Origin of the sequence: Allobosea sp. LjRoot90 (assembly GCF_964254315.1) — a bacterium.
In the GTDB taxonomy this organism is placed as follows: Bacteria; Pseudomonadota; Alphaproteobacteria; order Rhizobiales; family Beijerinckiaceae; genus Allobosea.
Map to the genome: position 1 here is coordinate 340,978 of NZ_CAXUTF020000004.1, position 20,222 is coordinate 361,199.

16 protein-coding genes are annotated in these 20,222 nt (G+C 66.6%); 11 read left to right on the plus strand and 5 right to left on the minus strand.

The features are described 5' to 3' along the window. Positions 1-110: 110 nt before the first annotated feature. The 5 genes from ACSQ3M_RS17050 to ACSQ3M_RS17070 are packed head-to-tail and all read right to left on the minus strand — an operon-like array spanning position 111 to position 7,255. A complete protein-coding gene (locus tag ACSQ3M_RS17050) occupies positions 111-1,250 on the minus strand; it encodes a glycosyltransferase family 4 protein (protein WP_436151257.1) in 1,140 nt (379 codons plus the stop codon). Between the two features lie 29 nt (positions 1,251-1,279). Beyond that, complete coding sequence (locus ACSQ3M_RS17055; protein ID WP_436151545.1) at positions 1,280-2,452, minus strand: ABC transporter permease; 1,173 nt, start codon at positions 2,450-2,452, stop codon at positions 1,280-1,282. Positions 2,453-2,454: 2 nt separating this feature from the next. Then, complete coding sequence (locus ACSQ3M_RS17060; RefSeq protein WP_436151546.1) at positions 2,455-3,453, minus strand: ABC transporter permease; 999 nt, start codon at positions 3,451-3,453, stop codon at positions 2,455-2,457. A gap of 5 nt (positions 3,454-3,458) precedes the next feature. Beyond that, the gene (locus ACSQ3M_RS17065) at positions 3,459-5,372 is read right to left on the minus strand and encodes an ABC transporter substrate-binding protein (RefSeq protein ID WP_436151258.1); all 1,914 of its coding nucleotides are present in this window, start codon (positions 5,370-5,372) and stop codon (positions 3,459-3,461) included. Further along, complete coding sequence (locus tag ACSQ3M_RS17070; protein ID WP_436151259.1) at positions 5,372-7,255, minus strand: ABC transporter ATP-binding protein; 1,884 nt, start codon at positions 7,253-7,255, stop codon at positions 5,372-5,374. Before ACSQ3M_RS17070 ends, ACSQ3M_RS17065 begins: the two co-directional genes overlap by 1 nt. 320 nt (positions 7,256-7,575) lie before the next feature. Between ACSQ3M_RS17070 and ACSQ3M_RS17075 the strand changes: the two genes are divergently transcribed. From ACSQ3M_RS17075 to cobT, 11 genes are all read left to right on the plus strand, one after another. After that, entirely contained in the window at positions 7,576-10,311 is a 2,736-nt protein-coding gene (locus ACSQ3M_RS17075; RefSeq protein WP_436151260.1) for an ABC transporter transmembrane domain-containing protein, read from the plus strand. Continuing rightward, positions 10,308-10,757: a cyclic nucleotide-binding domain-containing protein gene (locus tag ACSQ3M_RS17080; RefSeq protein ID WP_110489766.1), complete on the plus strand. Its 450-nt coding sequence runs from the start codon at positions 10,308-10,310 to the stop codon at positions 10,755-10,757. Before ACSQ3M_RS17075 ends, ACSQ3M_RS17080 begins: the two co-directional genes overlap by 4 nt. An 85-nt stretch (positions 10,758-10,842) precedes the next feature. Further along, positions 10,843-12,573: an adenylate/guanylate cyclase domain-containing protein gene (locus tag ACSQ3M_RS17085; protein ID WP_436151261.1), complete on the plus strand. Its 1,731-nt coding sequence runs from the start codon at positions 10,843-10,845 to the stop codon at positions 12,571-12,573. Positions 12,574-12,663: 90 nt separating this feature from the next. Continuing rightward, complete coding sequence (locus ACSQ3M_RS17090) at positions 12,664-13,329, plus strand: class I SAM-dependent methyltransferase (protein WP_436151262.1); 666 nt, start codon at positions 12,664-12,666, stop codon at positions 13,327-13,329. Continuing rightward, positions 13,326-14,597, plus strand: coding sequence for a glycosyltransferase family 4 protein (locus tag ACSQ3M_RS17095; protein ID WP_436151263.1), 1,272 nt, complete (start codon positions 13,326-13,328; stop codon positions 14,595-14,597). Before ACSQ3M_RS17090 ends, ACSQ3M_RS17095 begins: the two co-directional genes overlap by 4 nt. Next, positions 14,594-15,733, plus strand: coding sequence for a glycosyltransferase family protein (locus tag ACSQ3M_RS17100; protein WP_436151264.1), 1,140 nt, complete (start codon positions 14,594-14,596; stop codon positions 15,731-15,733). Before ACSQ3M_RS17095 ends, ACSQ3M_RS17100 begins: the two co-directional genes overlap by 4 nt. Positions 15,734-15,889: 156 nt before the next feature. Then, complete coding sequence (cobS, locus tag ACSQ3M_RS17105) at positions 15,890-16,879, plus strand: cobaltochelatase subunit CobS (RefSeq protein ID WP_436151265.1); 990 nt, start codon at positions 15,890-15,892, stop codon at positions 16,877-16,879. 67 nt (positions 16,880-16,946) lie between these two features. Beyond that, complete coding sequence (locus tag ACSQ3M_RS17110; protein WP_436151266.1) at positions 16,947-17,297, plus strand: GFA family protein; 351 nt, start codon at positions 16,947-16,949, stop codon at positions 17,295-17,297. Positions 17,298-17,311: 14 nt separating this feature from the next. Continuing rightward, positions 17,312-17,788 carry a GNAT family N-acetyltransferase gene (locus ACSQ3M_RS17115; RefSeq protein WP_436151267.1) on the plus strand — a complete coding sequence of 159 codons (477 nt, stop codon included), beginning with the start codon at positions 17,312-17,314 and terminating at the stop codon, positions 17,786-17,788. Next, complete coding sequence (locus tag ACSQ3M_RS17120; protein ID WP_436151268.1) at positions 17,785-18,252, plus strand: GNAT family N-acetyltransferase; 468 nt, start codon at positions 17,785-17,787, stop codon at positions 18,250-18,252. Before ACSQ3M_RS17115 ends, ACSQ3M_RS17120 begins: the two co-directional genes overlap by 4 nt. Further along, positions 18,249-20,144 carry a cobaltochelatase subunit CobT gene (cobT, locus tag ACSQ3M_RS17125; RefSeq protein ID WP_436151269.1) on the plus strand — a complete coding sequence of 632 codons (1,896 nt, stop codon included), beginning with the start codon at positions 18,249-18,251 and terminating at the stop codon, positions 20,142-20,144. The genes ACSQ3M_RS17120 and cobT overlap by 4 nt, the downstream gene beginning before the upstream one ends. Positions 20,145-20,222 lie beyond the last annotated feature (78 nt).

Sequence of the window (20,222 nt, forward strand, 5' to 3'; positions counted from 1 at the left end):
GGGGCTTGGCACGGTCGCGTCGTCATCGCGCAGCCAAAGATCGAGGCGCTTGCCGGCGGCGGCCCAGCGGTCGAGCTCGGCGAAGAGGGCGGACCAGGCCGCATCCTCGGTCACAGCACGGTCTTCAGGGCCCTGCGGCCGTGCCGGGCGATGGCGGCCTCCAGCGCGCCGGCGAGGATTTTGCGGGCGCCGTCGCCATTGCGTTCCTGGCGCGCGAACACTTGCGCTGCCGCAGCCATGCGGGCACGCAAGCCGGCATCGCCGATCAGTCGCGCGATCGTCGCGGCCAGCCCGGCTTCGTCGCCATGCGGCGCGAGCAGGGCGGTGAGATCACGCGCGACCACTGCCGGGACGCCGCCGCTGTCGAGGGCCGCGACGGGAAGCCCAGCGGCCTGCGCTTCAAGATAGACCACGCCATAGGCTTCGTTCAGGCCGGGCCAGACGAAGAGGTCGTGGGTTGCGAGCTCGGCGAGGATCTCGGCGCGCTCCCGGCGTCCAAGGAAACGGACGCGGCCGGATGGGAAGCCGGCGAATGCGGCCTCGATGGCGGCGCGTTCGGGTCCATCGCCGATCAGGGTCAGGGTCCAGGGCAGGTCGGTGATACGGGCGAGCGTCCGGGCGAGGAAGAGGTAGCAGGCGGCCTTGTTGCCCTGGCGCATCATCGCGACCGCGATCAGCCGGACCGGCTCGTTATCCGCATGCGGTGCGACAACACGCTCGGGCATATCGGCGAGCTTCAACAGGAAGGGCGGCAGGTCGATCAGGCGCTCCGGCTCAGGGATGAGCCGGCTCAAGCCTTTGCGGTCGCGAGCCGTCATGCAGAGGTGCAGATCGGCGCGTAGGATCGCGTCGCGGGCGAGCGCGGCCGCCTCCGCCCAGGGCCCGTCGAAGCGCTTCTGCGCATCGCTGGCTTCGGCGACGAGATAGGGCAGGCTGAAATGCTCGACCAGGACAGGGCCGATCAGGTCCGGGGCGCGGTAATGGCAGTGATAGGTGAAGAACAGGTCGGGCCGAGCGTTCGGCGCCTGCCATTGCTTCGTCAGCGACGCGATGACGCTCTGGGCCGCATCCTTGTGAGCGGCGAGCACCGCTGGATCGGGTTCGCGCATGAAGCTGCGCTCGGCCGAGACGATCTCGACGGCATGGCCGAGTTCTGCCAGCAGCGTCACCAATTGGCGCGCCATCAGCCGGTCGCCGGAGGGGGCGGCGTCGCCATAGCGGTTGAGCGGTGTATGGAAAGCAATCTTCACGGCTGGTCTTGCGATAGCGCGAGCAGGCTTCAGCGATACGGATCGGCCGCGTCGCGCAGGCCGTCGCCGAGGAAGTTGAAGGCGAGGATGATGACGATCACCGGGACGCACGGGTAGAGCAGCCAAGGATAGAGCGCGACGACGTTGATGTTCTGCGCCTCGTTCAGCATCACGCCCCAGCTGGTGATCGGCGGCCGGAGGCCGAGACCGAGGAAGGACAGCGCGGTCTCGCCCAGAATGGTCTTGGGGATGGTGATCGTCGCGGCCGCGATGAGATGGCTCATGAAGCCGGGCACGAGATGCAGGCCGATGATGCGGGCAGGCTTGGCGCCCATCAGCTGGGCGGCGACGACATAATCCTCCTCGCGCAGCGCCAGCAGCTTCGAGCGGACGGCGCGGGCGAGCCCGGTCCAGTCCATCAGCCCGAGGATCACGGTGATGCCGAAATAGACCAGCAGCGGACTCCAGGAGGGCGGCATGATCGCGCCCAGCGCCAGCCAGAGCGGGATATGCGGCAGCGACTGCACGATCTCGATGATACGCTGCACGACGAGGTCGACCTTGCCGCCATAGTAGCCGGCGATGCCGCCGATGATGATGCCGAGCACGAAGGAGACGCTGACGCCGAGCAGGCCGATGGTCAGCGAGATTCGCCCGCCATAGAGGATGCGCGAGAACATGTCGCGCCCGAGTCGGTCGGTGCCGAGCAGATAGAGCGTGCCGCCTTCGGGCGGGCAGATCAGGTGGAGATTGCCGGGAATGAGGCCCCAGAACTCGTAGCTGTCGGCGCGGCAGAAGAAGCGGAGCTTCTGCGGTCTGGTCTCGTCGACGTCGTATTCGCGCTTCAGGTTCTCCATGTTGAGGCGCTGGACGTAAGGGTAGACGAAGGGGCCGATGAAGCTGCCTTCGTGGAAGAGACGCAGCTCCTGCCGCGGCGCGCGGATGAAGTCTGTATTGCGCGTCGTGTAGTGATAGGGCGCCAGGAACTCGCAGATCGCGACCGACAGGTACATCAGCAGGATGACGATGCCGGAGATCACCGCGAGCCTGTGCTTGCGGAACTTCCACCACATCAGTTTCCATTGCGGAGCGAGATAGACGCGCTCCTGCTCGGGCGACATCTTCTCGACCGCGTAGGGCTCGAACGGCGCGGTCGACCAGCGATGCGGCAGCGGCTCCGAGGCCGTGGGGACGGGAGGCATCGTCACTTGGTCGCCGTCCCCTGCAGCCGGATGCGCGGATCGAGGATCGCGAGCGCAATGTCGGAGATCAGCACGCCGATCACGGTCAGGAAGGAGAGGAACATCAGGAACGAGCCGGCGAGGTACATGTCCTGGCTCTGCAGCGCCCGGATCAGCAGCGGGCCGGTGGTCTGGAGCGAGAGCACGATCGCGACGATCTCTGCGCCGGAGACGACCGAGGGCAGGATGTCGCCGATATCGGAGATGAAGAAGTTGAGCGCCATGCGCAGCGGATATTTGCGCAGCGCCTTGCCCGGCGGCAGGCCTTTGGCGCGGGCGGTGACGTAGTATTGCTTCTGGAGTTCATCGAGCAGGTTGGCGCGCAGCTTGCGGATCATGCCGGCGGTGCCGCCGGCGCCGATGATGATCACCGGAATCCAGAGGTGCTCCAGCACCGACTTGAACTTGGCCCAGCTCATCGGCTGGTTGAGGTATTGCGGATCGACCAGGCCGCCGATCGAGGTGCCGAACCAGATATTGGCGAAATAGAGGAAGATCAGCGCCAGCAGGAAATGCGGTATGGCGAGGCCGAGCATGCCGATGAAGGTGAGGCCGTAATCGCCCCAGCTGTACTGGTGCGTCGCCGAATAGATGCCGATCGGAAAAGCGACGATCCAGGTGAAGATGATGGTGAAGAAGGAGACCACCATGGTCAGCAGCAGGCGGTCGCCGACGATGTCGCGCACCGGCAGCTGGTACTCGAAGGAGTAGCCCATATCGCCGCGCAGCAGGCCGGTGACCCACCAGAAATAGCGCTCGGCCGGCGGCTTGTCGAAGCCGTATTCCTTCTTCAGGAACTCGACGCGGCTCATGTCCGCCTTCTCGCCCTGGGCCTGCATCTCGGCGACCATGGTCTCGAAATAGTCGCCCTCGGGGAGGTTGATCACGGTGAAGATCAGGACGCTGGTGACGAACAGCGTCGGGATCATCACCAGGATGCGCTTGAAGATGTACTTCAGCAGCACGGCTACTTCCCCTCGAACCAGAACGTGTCCGGCATGTAGCGGCCGAAGAAGGCGCCGGGCTCGAAGCTGTAGAGGCCATTCTCAGGCAGGTTGCGCAGCGCCTTGGCGACCACGACCGGCTGCAGCGTGGCGTTGACCACGCCGATCGTGAACAATTGCTCGGCGTTGATCTTCAGCATCGTCTGCCAGATTCCCCGGCGCTCCTCATGGGTCGCTGAATGCCGCCAGGCCTTGTAAAGCGCAACGAGCTCCTTTGCCTCCGGACTTTCGGGCGCCTCGCCCTCGCGGCCACCGCTCTCGAAATACTGGCCCCAGCGCGGCCAGTTGAACTGGGCGGACGAGGTCGGCGCCAGCGCGTCGGGCTCCATTTCGGCAGCGACCAGCGCATTGTCCATGCCGGTCCAGCCGGACATGATCGTCTGGCCGGCGAGGATGCGGCGGCGGAAGACGTCGAGCTGACTGGAGCGCGGGTGGATCTTGATGCCGATCGCGATGAAGTCCTGCTTGATCAGGTCGAGAATGTCGGTCTCTTCGGTCGAGGCGCCGGCGGTCTCGACGGTGAACTCGAGGCGCCGCCCATCCGGGAACAGGCGGATCTTCTCGCCGTCACGCTTGGAAAGGCCGATCTCGTCGAGCAGGCGATTGGCCTCGGCGAGGTCCGGCGTCATGTTGAGCTGCGCCAGCGCCGCATCATAGAGCGGGCTCTCCGGCAAAGCGGTGTTGCCGCTCTCCTTGGCGAGCCCGAAATAGATGACGCGGTTGATGTCGCGCCGATTGATCGCGAGCGATAATGCGCGGCGATAGCGCACATCGCGGTTGAGGTCGCGCCAGGTCGGATCGATCGCGTTCAGGTTGGGCATCAGCGCGAATGAGGCGCCCTCGGCCCGCTTCCACAGCCTGACCTCGAAGTTCATTCGCTTCGCAGCGCCCTTGAGGAAGGTGTAGTCCTCGAAGCGTAGATAGCGGGCCTGCAAGTCGGTATCGCCGGCGGCGGTCTTGGCCGGGATCAGGGCCGAGCTGCCGATCGTCAGCGTGACCTCGTCGACATAGGGCAGCTGCCGGCCATTCTCGTCGATCCGATGAAAGTAGGGGTTCCGGACGAAGGTGAAGCGCTCGGCCGGGATCGACGTGGTGTTGCGCCAGGGGTCGAGCGTCGGCAGATCGGGGTTCTCCGGCCGGTACTGGCGCGAGAAGCGCTCGTGCAATGAGCCCCAATCCTTGACGCGGGCGTTCTTGATCTTCTGCTCCAGTTCCTCCTTGCCGGCATAGCGCTGGTGGAACTGCTTCAGATAATGCGCCGGCATGGCGATATAGAGCGGCTGGGCGCCGGCGAGCCCGGGCAGGAAGACCGGGTTCGGCTCGGCCCAGGTGTAGCGCAGCGTGAGCTCGTCGAGGATCTCGAAACGGCAGGGCTGGCCGGAGATCAGCATTGCCTGCGGCGGTCCGCCCGGCGAGAGCCGCTTGTTGTTGGCGACGTCCTCCCACCAGTAGCGGAAATCCTCGGCGGTTAAGGGATGGCCGTCCGACCAGCGATGGCCGGCCCGCAGTCGCAAGGTGAAGACGCGGCCGCGTTCGACCTCGAAACTCTCGAGCACATCCGGCGCGAGCTCGAGCTTGTCATCGTAGACGACGAGGCGCGTGTAGCCGTAGATCGTCATCATGCGGATGTCGCGCTGGTCGCCCATCAGCATGCGGATGGTGCCGCCATGCCGGCCGGGCGTGCGACCCATGGCCGCCACCTCGATCAATCGCGGTGATTTTGGCAGGCGCTCGGAGAGCGGCGGCAGTCCACCGGCGGTGACCTTGGCGGCGAGCGCGGGGCTGTCGATCAAGGTCTCGACGCCGGCAAAGCCCAGCCGCGGCGCGACGAGGGCGGCGCCGGTCCCGAGAAGGAAGCTTCTGCGCGCGATCCGCATCAGGCGAGTTCCCTGATGTTGGCGCCGGGCTTGGCGAGGACGAGATGGCCGGCACCAAGATCGAGATGGGCGAGCGGCTCGCCATCCGGATCGTGCTTGAAGCCCGCCGGCCAGTGACGCGTATCGGAGGCGCCGCCGGGGGCCGCCAGCTTGAAGTCGAGTTTGCGGTCGAGATCGGCGAACGGCACCGATTTCAGCAGCGCCTTGGTGTAGGGGTGGACCGGCGCGGTGAAGAGGGTGTGGCGCGGCGCGAGCTCGACGATGCGGCCGTTCGCCATCACCGCGATACGGTCGGCCATGTAGTTCACCACCGCGAGATTGTGCGAGATGAACAGGAAAGTCAGGCCGCGCTCGGCCTGCAGGTCTTTGAGCAAATTGAGGATCTGCGCCTGGACGGAGACGTCGAGCGCCGAGACGGGCTCATCGCAGATGATCAGCTCCGGGTCGAGCGCGAGCGCCCGAGCGATACCGATGCGCTGACGCTGACCGCCGGAGAAGGAATGCGGATAGCGCGAGAGGAAGCGCTGATCGAGCCCGACATCGTCCATCAGCGCCTTGACCCGCGCCTTCTGCTCGGCGCCGTCGCCGCGCTCGTGGATGACGAGCGGCTCGCGCAGGAGGTTCATCACGGTCATCCGCGGCGACAGTGACGAGACCGGATCCTGGAAGATCATCTGCAGCTTCGGCCGGAAACCGCGCAGCGCCTCGCCCTGCAGCGACAGGAGGTCGATGCAGTCCTTGCCGTCGTCGAAGCGGATTTCGCCGGAATCGGGCGTCAGCGCTCGCATGATCAGCTTGCTGAGCGTGGTCTTGCCGCAGCCGCTCTCGCCGACGAGGCCGAGGCATTCGCCCCGTTCGATATCGAAGCTGACATCGTCGACAGCGACGACGGTCGAGGTCGTACCCTTGCCGAAGAAGCGGCTGGAGTTGGTCGTATAGGTCTTGCGCAGATGGCGCGCCGCAAGCAGCGGTGCCTGTTGCCCGGTGGCCTGCTGCGCGGGTGGCGGCTTTGGCGCGGCCGGCGCGCGCGGGCGGGCCTCGCGCAAGGCGACAAGGCGTTCGCCCTCCTGCATGTCGAAATGCGGCGAGGCCTTGAGCAGCGCCTTGAGATAGGGGTGCTGCGGGCGGCGGAAGATGTCCTCGGCCGGGCCACTCTCCATGATCTCGCCATGGTAGATCACCACGACCTCGTCGGCCATGTTGGCGACGACGCCGAGATCATGGGTGATCAGCAGGATCGCCATCCCCATCTCGGCCTGGAGATCGCGCATCAGGTCGAGCACCTGTGCCTGGATGGTGACGTCGAGCGCCGTGGTCGGCTCGTCGGCGATCAAAAGCGCCGGCTGGCAGATCAGCGCCATGGCGAGCATGGCGCGCTGGCGCAGGCCGCCTGAGAGCTCGAAGGAATAGAAGTCGTAGGCGCGGGCGGGATCCTTGAAGCCGACCCGCTTCAGCATCGCCTCGATCAGCGCGCGCGCTTCGGGCTTCGGCATCGGGCGATGCAGTTGCAGCGCCTCCTCGATCTGGTTGCCGATGGTGTGGACCGGCGAGAGCGAGGACATCGGCTCCTGGAAGATCATGCCGATCCGCCCGCCGCGCAGGTCGCGGATTTCCTTGCCCTCGGCGGGCAAGGTGGCGATGTCGGTGACGGCATCGGGTGTCTCTGGATCGCGGAACAGAATCTGGCCACCGGTGATGGCGCCGGCCCGCGGCAGGAGGCCCATGATCGCCTGCGAGATCACCGATTTTCCCGAGCCGGACTCGCCGACGAGCGCGACCGTCTTGCCGGCGGGAATGCGGAAGTCGACGCCCTTCACGACATCGCGAGCGAAGCCGTGAACGGTGAAGCCGATCCGCAGGTCGTTGATCTCGAGAATGTTCATCTGCGGCTGACGCCGTCGTCCCCTGATGTTCGTGGTGCCGGATGCACGATCTGCGCCCTCGTCCGGATCGATCTGGCGCCGAAGCTTCCCCTTACGCTGCGGCGCGGTTCTTTGTTCTCCCGACCCAGCCGTCCTTGTCCTGTCTCGATGACGATCTTGCAACATGGCGGCGTTCCCGCCCGCGCCGCCTGCCTCGACCGAACTTGAAATCGCCGGACTTGTCGAGTCCTGCGGCATGTTGCGCCGCGTCGTGAACTGCCCACATATGGGGGCAAGCCGGCGGAGTTTCCGCTCTTCCGGATGCGGGATGGGAAAGCCCCTTGGAGAGAAGCCTCTTCCGTTACGTCTGGCAGAAGAGCCGCCGGGAGCAGATCATCGTTCTGCTCGTGATCCTCGTCTCGATCCCCTTCAACTGGGCGTCGTTCGACGTTCCCAAGCGCATCGTCAACGATGCGATCCAGGGCGGCGCCTTCAAGGACGGCAAGACGACGGCGACGGTGTTCGACTGGGCGCTGCATCTGCCGGACTTCCTCGGCGGCGGCGGCTTCCAGATCTCCGAAGGCTTCAAGGTCGGCCAGCTCGGCCTGCTGCTGACGCTGAGTTTCTATTTTCTCCTGCTCGTCCTGATCAACGGCGGCTTCAAATACATCGTCAACCTGCAAAAGGGCGTGCTCGGCGAGCGCATGCTCAGGCGCATGCGCTATGACCTGTTCAGCCAATTGATGCGCTTCCGGCCGGAGGATATCCGCTCGGTCAAGCCGGCCGAAGCCGCGAGCATGATCAAGGACGAGGTCGAGCCGATCGGCAGCTTCGTCGGCGACGCCTTCATCCAGCCGGCCTTCCTGCTCAGCCAGGCGCTGACCGCGCTCGCCTTCATCATGATGCAGAGCGTCTGGCTCGGCTCGATCGCGCTGGTCATCGTGCTGATGCAGGCGGTGATCATCCCGATCCTGCGCAAGGAGCAGCTCCGACTCGGCCGCGAGCGCCAGATCGCCTCGCGCCAGCTCGCGGGGCGGATCGGCGAGATCGTCGATGCCGGACCGACCATTCAGGGAAATGGCGCAACCTCCTATATCCAGTCGGATATCGCCGGGCGGCTCGGCACGCTGTTCGACATCCGCTACGCCCTCTACAAGCGCAAATTCGCCGTCAAGTTCCTCAACAACCTGCTGGCGCAGGTCACGCCCTTCTTTTTCTATGCGATTGGCGGCTTCTTCGCGCTGCAGGGTCGGCTCGACATCGGCCAGCTGGTCGCGGTGATCGCGGCCTATCGCGACCTGCCGCCGCCGATCAAGGAGCTGATCGACTGGGAGCAGCAGCGCAACGACGTCACCATCAAATACGAGCAGGTGATCGCGCAGTTCAGCCCGACCGAGGTGGTCACGCTGGAGGAGAAGGGCGAGATTGCGCGGCTGCCGTCCCGCGGCGAGATCCGGCTCGACAAGGTCGAGATGGTCGATAATCGCGGTCAGCCACTCCTGGCGCCGCTAAGCCTGACCCTGCGCCGGCCGGGAGCGGTCGCGCTGATCGGGGGCGCCGGCGGCGGCCGCGACACGCTCGGCCGCATCCTCGGCCGGCAGACCATGAGCTATAGCGGCCGCGTCATGATCGACAAGGAGCCGCTCTCCGCGATCAGCGTCGAGCGCGCGAGCCATTTCATCGGCTATGCCGGCCCCGAGATCGAGATCATCAACGGGTCCCTGCGCGACAACATCCTGTTGCCGCTGAAGCGCAGGCGCCCGGTCGTGAAGCCGGACGAGGTCGTCGATCAGGAGGAGCATCGCCGCTTCATCGAGGCGCTGCGCGCGGGAAACACGCCGCTGCCCTTCACGGCGGACTGGAACGACTATGAAGGCGCCGGCCTCGATGGAGAGGAGGCGCTCGAGCAGCGCCTCCTCTCGATACTCGACACGCTCGGCTGCGCCGACGAGATCTACGAACTCGGTCTCGATGCGAAGGTGATCGCCCCGTTGCCGGAAGGCGCGGCCGAACGCATCATCGAAGCGCGCGAGGTGGTGGCGGCCGAATTGACCAAGACCAAGCTCGGCGGGCTGATCGAGACCTTCGATCTCGAGCGCTACAACGCCAATGCGACGATCGCGGAGAATCTCGTCTTCGGCGCCATGCGCAATGGCCGCCAGCCGGCCGACTTCCTGCTCGACGACGCTTACGCCCGCTCGGTGCTGCAAGCGGAGGCGCTCGATGAGCCGCTGGCCGAGATCGGCGGGCGCATCGCCTCGACACTGGTCGAGATCTTCGCCGGCCTGCCACAGGGCCATGTCCTGTTCGAGCGCTATGCCTTCGGCGGCGAGGTCGATCTGGAGAAGCTCGGTGAGCTGGCCGAGGCCCTGCGCCGGCACGACAGGCGCAGCCCGCTCGACCCTACGGTGCAGCGCGAGCTGGTCGCGCTTGCGCTCGGCTATGTCGAGCCAAAGCACCGGCTCAACCTGCTCGACATCGCCCTGCGGCGGCGCGTGCTGCGCGCCAGGAACTCCTTCAAGACCTATCTTCCCGGCGAGAAGGCCGACGAGATCGAGTTCTACGATCCAGCCGATGTGATCCATGGCGCGAGCGTGCGCGACAACCTGCTGTTCGGGCGCATCGGCTTCGGCGTCCCCGATGCCGGACGCAAGGTGGCGGAGATCGCCCGGGCGGCGCTGTCGCGCGCCGGGCTCGACGCGGCGGCCTATCGCCTGGGGCTCAACACCGATGTCGGCCTGCGCGGCCGGCTGCTGCCGCTGCGCCTGCGCCTCATGGTGCCGCTGGCCCAGGCGTTGATCAAACAACCGGACATTCTGGTGCTCGATCTCGACGCCTTCGCCATCACCTGCGCCGATCCGGGCGGCCTTATCCGTCGGATCGGTAGCTATTGCGAGGACAAGACCGTGTTCCTGCTCTTGACCGACCAGGGGTTGGCTGCCGATATCCCTGAGAAGATCATATTCAACGGAGCCGTGGCCCGGGTGAGTAAGGGCGGAGCCGTCGACGAGGCGGACGAGCTGCAGGACGAGATGCTGCCCCTCAACGGGGCAGTTCCGATCGAGGCGAGGACATGACGCTCGAGAGCGATATTGGTTGCCTGAAATCGATCCCTTTGTTCCGCGGATTGCCGGGGCCACGGCTGAAGCTGCTCGCCCTGATGGGAGAGCGGCTCTATTTTCCGGCCGGAACGGTCATCACCGAGGAAGGCGCGAAGCCCGAAGAGGTCTACTGCATCCTGGAAGGGGAGGTCGAACTCTCGCACGACTTCTCCGATGGACGGCAGAAGAGCTTCCGGCTCGCGACCGGCAGCATCATCGGCGACGTGCCGCTGCTCTGCAATCAGACCAATGCTGCGCGCTCCGCCGCTAAGACTGACGTCGTGGCGCTGCGGCTGCCGCGCGCACTGTTCTTCGAGCTGCTCGACAACATTCCGGAATTCTCCGTCGCCCTGTCGCGCGATCTAGCCGGGCGGCTCTATCGGCTGGCGGATTCCGTCTTGCATGGCGAGAAGACACATTGAAGCGCCGGGTGCGCCGATGACAGCGGTTCCGAGCACGCCAACCGGGGGCAGGCCCGTCAGTTCCGGCTTCGACCAGATGTCGTCCTTGAGCCGCGACGTCCGCTTCGCTTCCGGCTGCATTCTCATGGTCTTCGCGACCACGCATTTCCTCAATCACGCGCTCGGCATCTTCGGCGTCGCGACGATGGAGGCGGTGCAGGACTGGCGCTACTGGTTCTGGCACAGCTGGATCGGCACGGTTGCGCTCTACGGCTCGCTCGTCGTCCATCCCGTCTTCGCCCTGCTGCGCGTGGCACAGCGGCGCACGTTCCGTATGCCGGCGCGCGAAGTGATCCAGATCGTGCTCGGCGTCGCGATCCCGATCTTCCTGATCGACCATATCGTCGGCACCCGGGTGCAGGGCTCATTGTTCGGCCAGGACGAGAGCTATCATGCCGTGCTGCGCCGACTCTGGCCTGGTCTTGCCGTGTCGCAGAGCCTGCTGCTGCTGCTGGTCTGGACGCATGGCGTGATCGGCCTGCATTTCACCTTCCGGGCGCGTGACGCCTATGTGCGCTGGCGCGATCCGTTCCTGCTGGTGGCGATCCTGGTGCCGCTGCTGGCCATCATCGGCTTCTCGGTGGCCGGACGGGAGGCGCAGACGATGGCGCTGCCGCCGGAACTCTACACGGCCAGTCAGGTCGATGCGTTCAACCTGCATGTGACCTGGGCCAAGCGCGCCTTCTTTGGCCTGATCGGCGGTTTTGCCGGTTTCGTCGTCTTCCGCGAACTCAGGGCGCGGGCGCTCGGCGCCATCGCGGTGCGCTTCATCGGCCACGGCGTGCGCCGGGTCGTTCCCGGCCCGACCCTGCTCGAGATCTTCCGCCGCTTCGGCATTCCGCACGCCGCGCTCTGCGGCGGGCGGGCACGCTGCGCTACCTGTCGCGTGCTGGTGCTGGACGGTGCCGACGACCTGCCGCCGCCTGGCCCGAACGAGGCGCGGCTTCTGCGCCGGATCTCGGCCGGCGACCATGTCCGGCTCGCTTGCCAGATCCGCCCGAAGCGCGACCTCCAGGTCCAGATCCTGCTCGCCGCCAAGCAGCGCGGTGCCGGTCCCACCGGCGCTCTCGATTCCGATGACCGCATCGGCAAGAAGGGCCTGACGGTGATGGTCGCGGATCTCAGGGCCTTCACTGCGCTTTCCGAGCGACAACTGCCGCATGAGCTGATGAGCCTGCTCAACCGTTTCTATGACGAGATGTCCCAGGCGATCGCGGCGCATGGCGGGCGGATCGAGGCGATCTATGGCGACGGGCTGATGGCGGTGTTCGGGCTCGAGGTAACGCCGGCGCGCGCGGGTACGGCAGCGATCGCGGCTGCGGGCGACATGGTCCGCGCCGTCGAGGCGCTCAACCGCGAATATGCCAATGCTCTGCCATTGCCGCTGCGCATCGGTATTGGCATCCATGGCGGCCAGGCGATCGTCGGAGCGGTCGAGAACGAAAGCATGGGGCGGCGCGAGATCACGGTCGGCGAGACGGTGATGATCGCCAGCCAGCTCGAGGCGGCGACGCGGCGCCTTTTGTCCGACATCGTCGTCTCAGCCGAGACGGTGAGCGTGACCGGACGCAGCTATCGCGACACCGTCCCGCACAAGATCACGGTCAAGGGGCGCGACAAGCCGATGCAGGTCTACGGCTTCGGCAGCACGCCGCCCGGCGAGGCCAGGTCGAACGAAGAGCAGGGTGCCAAGGCCAAGCCGGAGAAGGCCGAGGTCGGCACGCCGGCGCCGAAGGGCAAGGCTCCGACCGCCGCGGATGGCGACGGCAGCAGCTAGTCGAGGCGCCTGGAGCCACCGCTGGCAATTGCCGGTGCGCCTGCCTATGGTCCGGCCGCGTCAAATCCGCCGCTACGATCCAGAGCTTCGATGACCGACGAGATTTCCCGCGAGGCGCTGCACGACATCCTGCGCGGCGTGGCGGCGCTGACCGGCGATGCGATCGTAAGCGATCTCGCCCGGCTGGTCGGCAAGGGTGTCCGTGCCGACATCTCGACCGCCTTCAATCCGAAGCAGATCGCTTCGAAGCGCTGGCTGGTCGACACCCTCGCTGAGGTCCTGCCGAAGCCGGACGGGCCGGTCTGGGTGCTCGGCGCCTGGCATGGCGTGCTCGGCGCCATGCTGCTGGCCGATCAACGGCTGGCGATCCCGCAGCTGGTGAGCCTCGACATCGATCCGGACTGCGCGGCCGTGGCCGAGACATTCAATCACCGCCATGTCGCCTCTGGCCGTTTCCGGGCGGTGACGGCCGACATGATGGGGCTCGATTTCGAGCGGGTGGAGGGCGGCCGCCCTGGGCTGGTGATCAACACCAGCTGCGAGCATCTCGACGATGTGCCGGGCTGGATCGCCGGCCTTTCCGCCGGGCTGCCGCTGCTGCTGCAATCGAACGACTACTTTCGCGAGCCGGACCATCGCAGCTGCGTGCCTTCACTCGACGCGTTCAAGGCGCAGGCCGGGCTTTCGGAGCTGTGGTTCGCCGGGGCGCTGCCGACCAAGAATTACACCCGCTTCATGCTGATCGGCCGCAGATGAGCAGCGAGGAGCCCGCCGGGCCGGCGGTCGCGATCGCGATGAAGGGTTATCCGCGCTTGTCGGAGACCTTCATCGCCCAGGAACTGCTCGGCCTGCAGCGACTCGGCCTCTCCTTCGCGATCTGGTCGCTGCGTCACCCCACCGATGGCGCGCGGCACCTGATGCATCGCGAGATCACCGCGCCGCTGCACTATCTGCCGGAATATCTGCACGACGACTGGCCGCGCGTTCTGCGCGGTGTGGCGCGCGCCTTCGCACGGCCGAGCATCATCAGCCTGCTCGGCGTTGTCCTGCGCGACCTCGCTCGTGACCGGACGCGCAACCGGCTGCGCCGCTTCGGCCAGGCCTGCGTGATGGCTCGGGAGCTGCCGGCGGGAACCCGCCATCTCCATGTCCATTACCTGCACACGCCGGCCTCGGTGATCCGCTATGCGGCGCTGAGCCGTGGCCTGACATGGTCGTTCTCCGCCCATGCCAAGGACATCTGGACCACGCCGGACTGGGAAAAGCGCGAGAAGATCGCCGATGCACGCTGGGGCGTGACCTGCACCCGAGACGGCCATGCCGAGCTGAAACGTCTCGCTGACGGGCCGGACAAGGTCGCGCTGCTCTATCACGGGCTCGACCTCTCGCGCTTTCCGGCACCGCCGGAGGCGCGCGCGCTGCGCGACGGCTCCGATCCGGCCGATCCGCTGTGCTTCATCACGATCGGGCGGGCGGTGGCGAAGAAGGGTTTCGATGATCTGCTGGCGGCGCTGGCGATCCTGCCCGCGGATTTGAACTGGCGGCTCGTCCATATCGGTGGCGGCGAGATGCTAGCGGCCTTGAAGGCGCAGGCCGAGACGCTCGGCATCGCGGCGCGGGTCGAGTGGCGTGGTGCGCAGGCGCAGGACGCGGTGATCGCGGCTCTGCGCGAGGCTGATCTCTTCGTGCTGCCGTCCAAGCAGGCGGAGAATGGTGACCGCGACGGCCTGCCCAATGTGGTGATGGAGGCGGCGAGCCAGGCCCTACCGATCGTCGCGACCGACTTCGCCGGCATCCCGGAATTTGTGCAGCATGGGCGCGAGGGGCTGCTGCTGCGGCCGGGCGATGTCACGGCCCTGGCCAAGGCGCTCGATGGGTTGAGCCGCGATCCGGAATGGCGCGCGAAGCTGGGTGCGGCGGCTTTCGCTCGGCTCGAAGCCGAGTTCTCGGCGCAGGCCGGCTTGGAACGGGTCCACCGGGCGCTAACGGCAGCGGTTGCGGGCAAGGGTGACGGTGCGCCATGAGCGCGCGCATCCTGATCGCGGTCACGCACCTGCTCGGCATCGGCCATCTGGTGCGGGCGCGGCAGCTGGCGCGGGCTCTGGCTGGGGCGGGGTATGAGGTCACGCTCGCCAGCGGCGGCATGCCGGACGGCAAAGCAGCGGCGAATTATCGCTTCGTCCAGTTGCCGCCGGTGCGCACTGAAGGCACGGATTTCCGCAATCTGCTTGACGAAAGCGGCAGCACCGCCACGCCGGAGCGCCTTGCCGCGCGGCGGGCACAGCTCGCGGCGCTGGCGCAGGAGTTATCGCCCGATATCGTCATCACCGAGCACTTCCCCTTCGGCCGGCGCCAGCTTGCGGGCGAGTTCCTGACGCTGATCGAGGCGGCAAAGGTGGCCAATCCGCGTGCGCTCGTGCTGTCATCGATCCGCGATGTGCTGGTCGCACCGCAGCGGCCGGAGCGTCTCGCCGAGGCCGCCGGGCGGATCGCGACGCTGTTCGATGCCGTGCTGGTGCACGGCGACCCGCTTGTCCTGCCGCTCGAAGCCTCCTGGCCGGTGACGCCGGAGATCGCGGGCAAGCTGGTCTATACGGGTTATCTGGCGGAGCCACCCGCCTTGCCGGTGGCGGCCTCAGGTTCGTCGGGTACGATCCTCGTCTCCGGCGGGGGCTCGGCGGCGGCGTTGCCGCTGTTCGAGACGGTGCTAGCGGCCGCGCAAGCCCTGCCGCAGCATCCCTTCCATCTTCTGATCGGTCGCGGGGTTGCCGAGACCGATTTCGTCGGGCTGCGACAATCGGCTCCGGCCAATGCCCACGTCGAACGGGCGCGGCCGGATTTCCCGGCACTGCTCGCCGGCTGTGGGCTCTCCATCAGCCAGGCCGGCTACAACACCGTGCTCGATCTGCTGCAGGCCAGCCGGCCGGCCTTGCTCGTTCCGTTCGACGCTGGCAGCGAGACCGAGCAGGCCTTACGCGCGACAGCCCTGGAACGGGCCGGGTTGGTGCGCGTTGTGAACCTTGCTGAGGGACCGCAGGCTCTGGCTGCTGCGATCGAAACGGCGCTGGCGCAAGGCGCTCCGCCGGCCGCAAGGGTCGATCTCAGCGGCGCGGCAGGCAGCATCGCGGCGGTCGCCCGGCTGCTCGCGAACCGTGGCTGAGTCGTGCGCGAATGCATGCCGGCGAAGGGTCGGCATGCCTCTTGCGAATTGCTGCTCCGCCGCTTTCGATCTAAGAGGTTCCACACGCCTCCCTTTCGGTCGGCTCCAGGACACCGGATCTTCTGCCGGCCCCTGTCCTGCGCCCGGAGAAGAACGATGACAACGACGACTGCCTCCGCCCCCGGAATGCCGGACATGAAGTTGTCCGTGCGTCAGGTCTTCGGGATCGACAGCGATCTGGAGGTGCCGGCCTATTCCAAGCCCGAGGCGCATGTCCCCGACTTCGATTCGGATTACCGTTTCGACCGCGACACCACGATCGCGATCCTCGCCGGCTTCGCCCATAACCGCCGCGTGATGATCTCGGGCTATCACGGCACCGGCAAGTCGACCCATATCGAGCAGGTCGCGGCCCGGCTGAACTGGCCCTGCGTCCGCGTCAACCTCGACAGCCATGTCTCGCGCCTCGACCTCGTCGGCAAGGACGCGATCGTGCTGAAGGAAGGCAAGCAGATCACCGAATTCCAGGACGGCATCCTGCCCTGGGCGCTGCAGAACAACATCGCGCTGGTCTTCGACGAGTACGATGCTGGCCGTCCCGACGTGATGTTCGTGATCCAGCGCGTGCTCGAGCAGTCCGGCAAGCTGACGCTGCTCGACCAGAAGCGCGTCATCCGCCCGCACCCCGCCTTCCGCCTGTTCGCCACCGCCAACACGGTCGGCCTCGGCGACACTTCGGGCCTCTATCACGGCACCCAGCAGATCAACCAGGGTCAGATGGACCGCTGGTCGATCGTCACCACGCTGAACTACCTGCCGCATGACAACGAGGTCGCGATCGTGCTCGCCAAGTCGAAGCACTATCAGGCCTCGCCGGAGGGCAAGGACATCGTCAACAAGATGGTCCGCGTCGCCGATCTGACACGCAACGCCTTCATGAACGGCGATCTCTCGACCGTGATGAGCCCGCGTACCGTCATCACCTGGGCGGAGAACGCAGCGATCTTCGGCGATATCGGCTTCGCCTTCCGCGTCACCTTCCTCAACAAGTGCGACGAGATGGAGCGCGCGCTTGTGGCGGAGTTCTTCCAGCGTTCCTTCGGCAAGGAGCTGCCGGAGAGCGCGGTCAACGTCGTTCTGAGCTGAAGCACGTTCCGCAAAAGTGGGAGCCACTTTTGCGATCGGAACGCGCTCAACAAGCAGGAGGCCGAGCATGGCCCGGTACGAAGGCAGCTGTCACTGCGGGCGGGTCGCCTATGAGGTCGAGGCCGACCTTGCCAAGACGATCACCTGCAACTGCTCCTATTGCCAGCGCCGCGGCTCGGTGCTGGCCTTCAGCCCGGCGACGAACTTCACCCTGACCAAGGGCGAGGATGCGCTGACCGAGTACCGCTTCAACTCGCAGAAGATCCAGCATCTGTTCTGCGAGACTTGCGGCATGGAATCCTTCGCGCGCGCCAACGCGCCGGACGGCACACCGACCATCGCGATCAACGTGCGTTGCCTTGCCGGTGTCGAGCCGACCGAGCTGGCGTCGATCCAGTATGACGGACGGGCGCGGTAGGGCGGGAGCGCATCGTGCCGAGTGCCAGCCGCAAGCCAGCCAAGCCGAAAGCGAGCGCTGCGACACAGGCGGCCGGTGGGCCGGCTTCGATGCAGGTCGAGCGTGTGGTCGGGCCGGCACGGCGCGCGATCCTGAAGGGCTTGCGCGACTATAACCGCTCGAAGCTCGGCACCGTCCCCGCCAAGGACGTGGCGGTCACATTGCGCGAGGGCGGCGAGATCGTCGGCGGCATCGTCGGGCAACTCTGGTGCGGCTGGCTCTTCATCCAGCTTTTCTGGATCGACGAGGCTTTCCGCGGCGCCGAGCGCGGCGCGGAACTGATCGGCAAGCTTGAGGACGAGGCGCGGGCCTTCGGTGCGACCCAGGCCTATGTCGACACGTTCAGTTTCCAGGCGCCGGGCTTCTACCAGAAGCAGGGCTATCGCGTTTTCGGCGAGTTGGAGAATTTTCCCCTGGGCCATTCGCGGTTCTGGTTGACGAAGACGCTATGAGCATCTCGAACCACAAACACGGCATGGCCGAGGAGCCGCAGGCGCGTGCGGCAACGATCCAGCGCGAAGCGGATTTTGCCGCGACGCGTGAGGTCGTCTTGCGCGGTCTTGCCGCGCATAACGAGTCCAGGGTCGGGCCGCGGAACGCCCAGCCCTTGGCGCTCAGCCTGCGCGATGAGGCCGGCACCATGGTTGGCGGCCTCGTCGGCGAGCTCAAATGGCAGTGGCTCTATGTCGATCTGTTCTGGATCGACGAGGGCCATCGCGGCGCCGGCCACGGCGAGGCGCTGCTGGCGATGGCCGAGCAGGCGGCGCGCGATTTCGGCGCACGCGGCGTCTATCTCGGCACGATGAGCATCCAGGCGCCGGACTTCTATCCCCGCATGGGCTATCGCGAATGCGGCCGCATGGACGACTATCCGGTCGCCGGCCAGACCTTCCATCACTTCATGAAGGCGCTATGAGCATCTCCAATCGCAAGCCTGGGACCCCGAAGGAAGCGCCGGCCGAGCCGCTGAAGCGGGCGGTTTCCGGCGCGATGAAGGCGATTGCACGCAAGCCGGAGATGGAGATCGTCTTCGCTGCCGACAAACCCTCGCTGGTCGGCGAGCGCGCCCGCCTGCCGGAGCCGCCGCGCAAGCTCACCTTGAATGACGTCGCGATCCTGCGCGGCCATGCCGATTCGATGGCGCTACGCCTCGCCTGCCACGATTCCGCAATCCATCGCCGCGCCGCGCCCGAGGGCGATGCGGCGCGTGCCGTCTTCGACGCGGTCGAGCAGGCCAGGGTCGAAAGCGTCGGTTCGCGCCGGATGAGTGGTGTTTCCAGCAATATTTCGGCGATGCTGGAGGACCGCTATCATCGCGGCGGCCGCTATGAGGAGATCACCGACCGGGCCGACGCGCCGCTCGAGGATGCGCTTGCCCTGATGGTGCGCGAGCGTCTGACCGGCCTGAAGCCACCCAAGGCGGCCGAGAAGCTGGTCGAGCTCTGGCGCGAGCAGATCGAGACCAAGGCCGGCGGCGATCTCGACCGGCTGGCCAAGACGATCGAGGACCAGCGCGGTTTCGCCCGCACCGTGCGCGACATGCTCGCCTCGCTCGACATGGCCGAGCAATCGAGCCAAGGCGACGAATCCGACGAGGACGAGGATAATCAGGACGAGTCTTCCGAGGAGCAGCAGCAGGAGGAAGGCGACGCCGAGCAGCAGAGCCAGGGCGAGCGCTCCGAGACCGAGACCAGCGAGGACGCCGCCGAGGAGCTGCAGGAAGGTGCCTCCGAGGCTGCTGACGCGCCGGCTGGCGACTGGGACGAGGAAGACGAGAACTCCGAGGCCGAAGAAGCCGGCGAGGCGCCGCGTCCGCGCGACGGCAGGGCCAACGACCGGCCGCAGACCGACTATAAGGCCTATACCCAGAAGTTCGACGAGATCGTCACCGCCGAGGAACTCTGCGACGCCGAGGAGCTGACGCGCCTGCGCGCCTATCTCGACAAGCAGCTGGCGCATCTGCAGGGCGTCGTTGCCCGGCTGGCGAACCGCCTGCAGCGCCGCCTGATGGCACAACAGAACCGTTCCTGGCAGTTCGACCTGGAAGAGGGCGCGCTCGACCCTTCGCGCCTGCCGCGCATCATCATCGACCCGTTCCAGCCGCTCTCCTTCCGGCAGGAATCGGACACGAATTTCCGCGACACGGTGGTGACGCTGCTGATCGACAATTCCGGCTCGATGCGCGGCCGGCCGATCACGGTCGCCGCGACCTGCGCCGACATCCTGGCGCGGACGCTGGAGCGCTGCGGCGTCAAGGTCGAGCTGCTCGGCTTCACCACCCGCGCCTGGAAGGGTGGGCTGTCGCGCGAGAGCTGGCTGCAATCGGGCAAGCCTGCCAATCCCGGCCGCCTCAACGACCTCCGGCACATCATCTACAAGGCGGCGGATGCCCCGTGGCGCCGGGCGCGCAAGAATCTCGGCCTGATGATGCGCGAGGGACTGCTCAAGGAGAACATCGACGGCGAGGCACTCGACTGGGCGCATAAGCGCCTGCTCGGCCGGCCGGAGCAGCGCAAGATCCTGATGGTGATCTCGGATGGCGCGCCGGTCGACGATTCGACGCTCTCGGTCAATGCCGGCAGCTATCTCGAGCGCCATCTGCGCCACATCATCGCCGAGATCGAGACGCGCTCGCCGGTCGAGCTGATCGCGATCGGCATCGGCCACGACGTCACGCGCTATTACCGCCGCGCCGTCACCATCGTCGATGCCGAGGAGCTCGGCGGCGTGATGACCGAGAAGCTGGCGGAGCTGTTCGAGGAGGATGCCGCCGGGACAGGCTCGCGGGGCTCGCGCCGCCTGCAATGAGCTTGGCTTTCGTTGAGCGCGGAACCACCACCCGTCCTCTCCCCCCTTGTGGGGGAGAGTTAGAGAGGGGGGTAGACA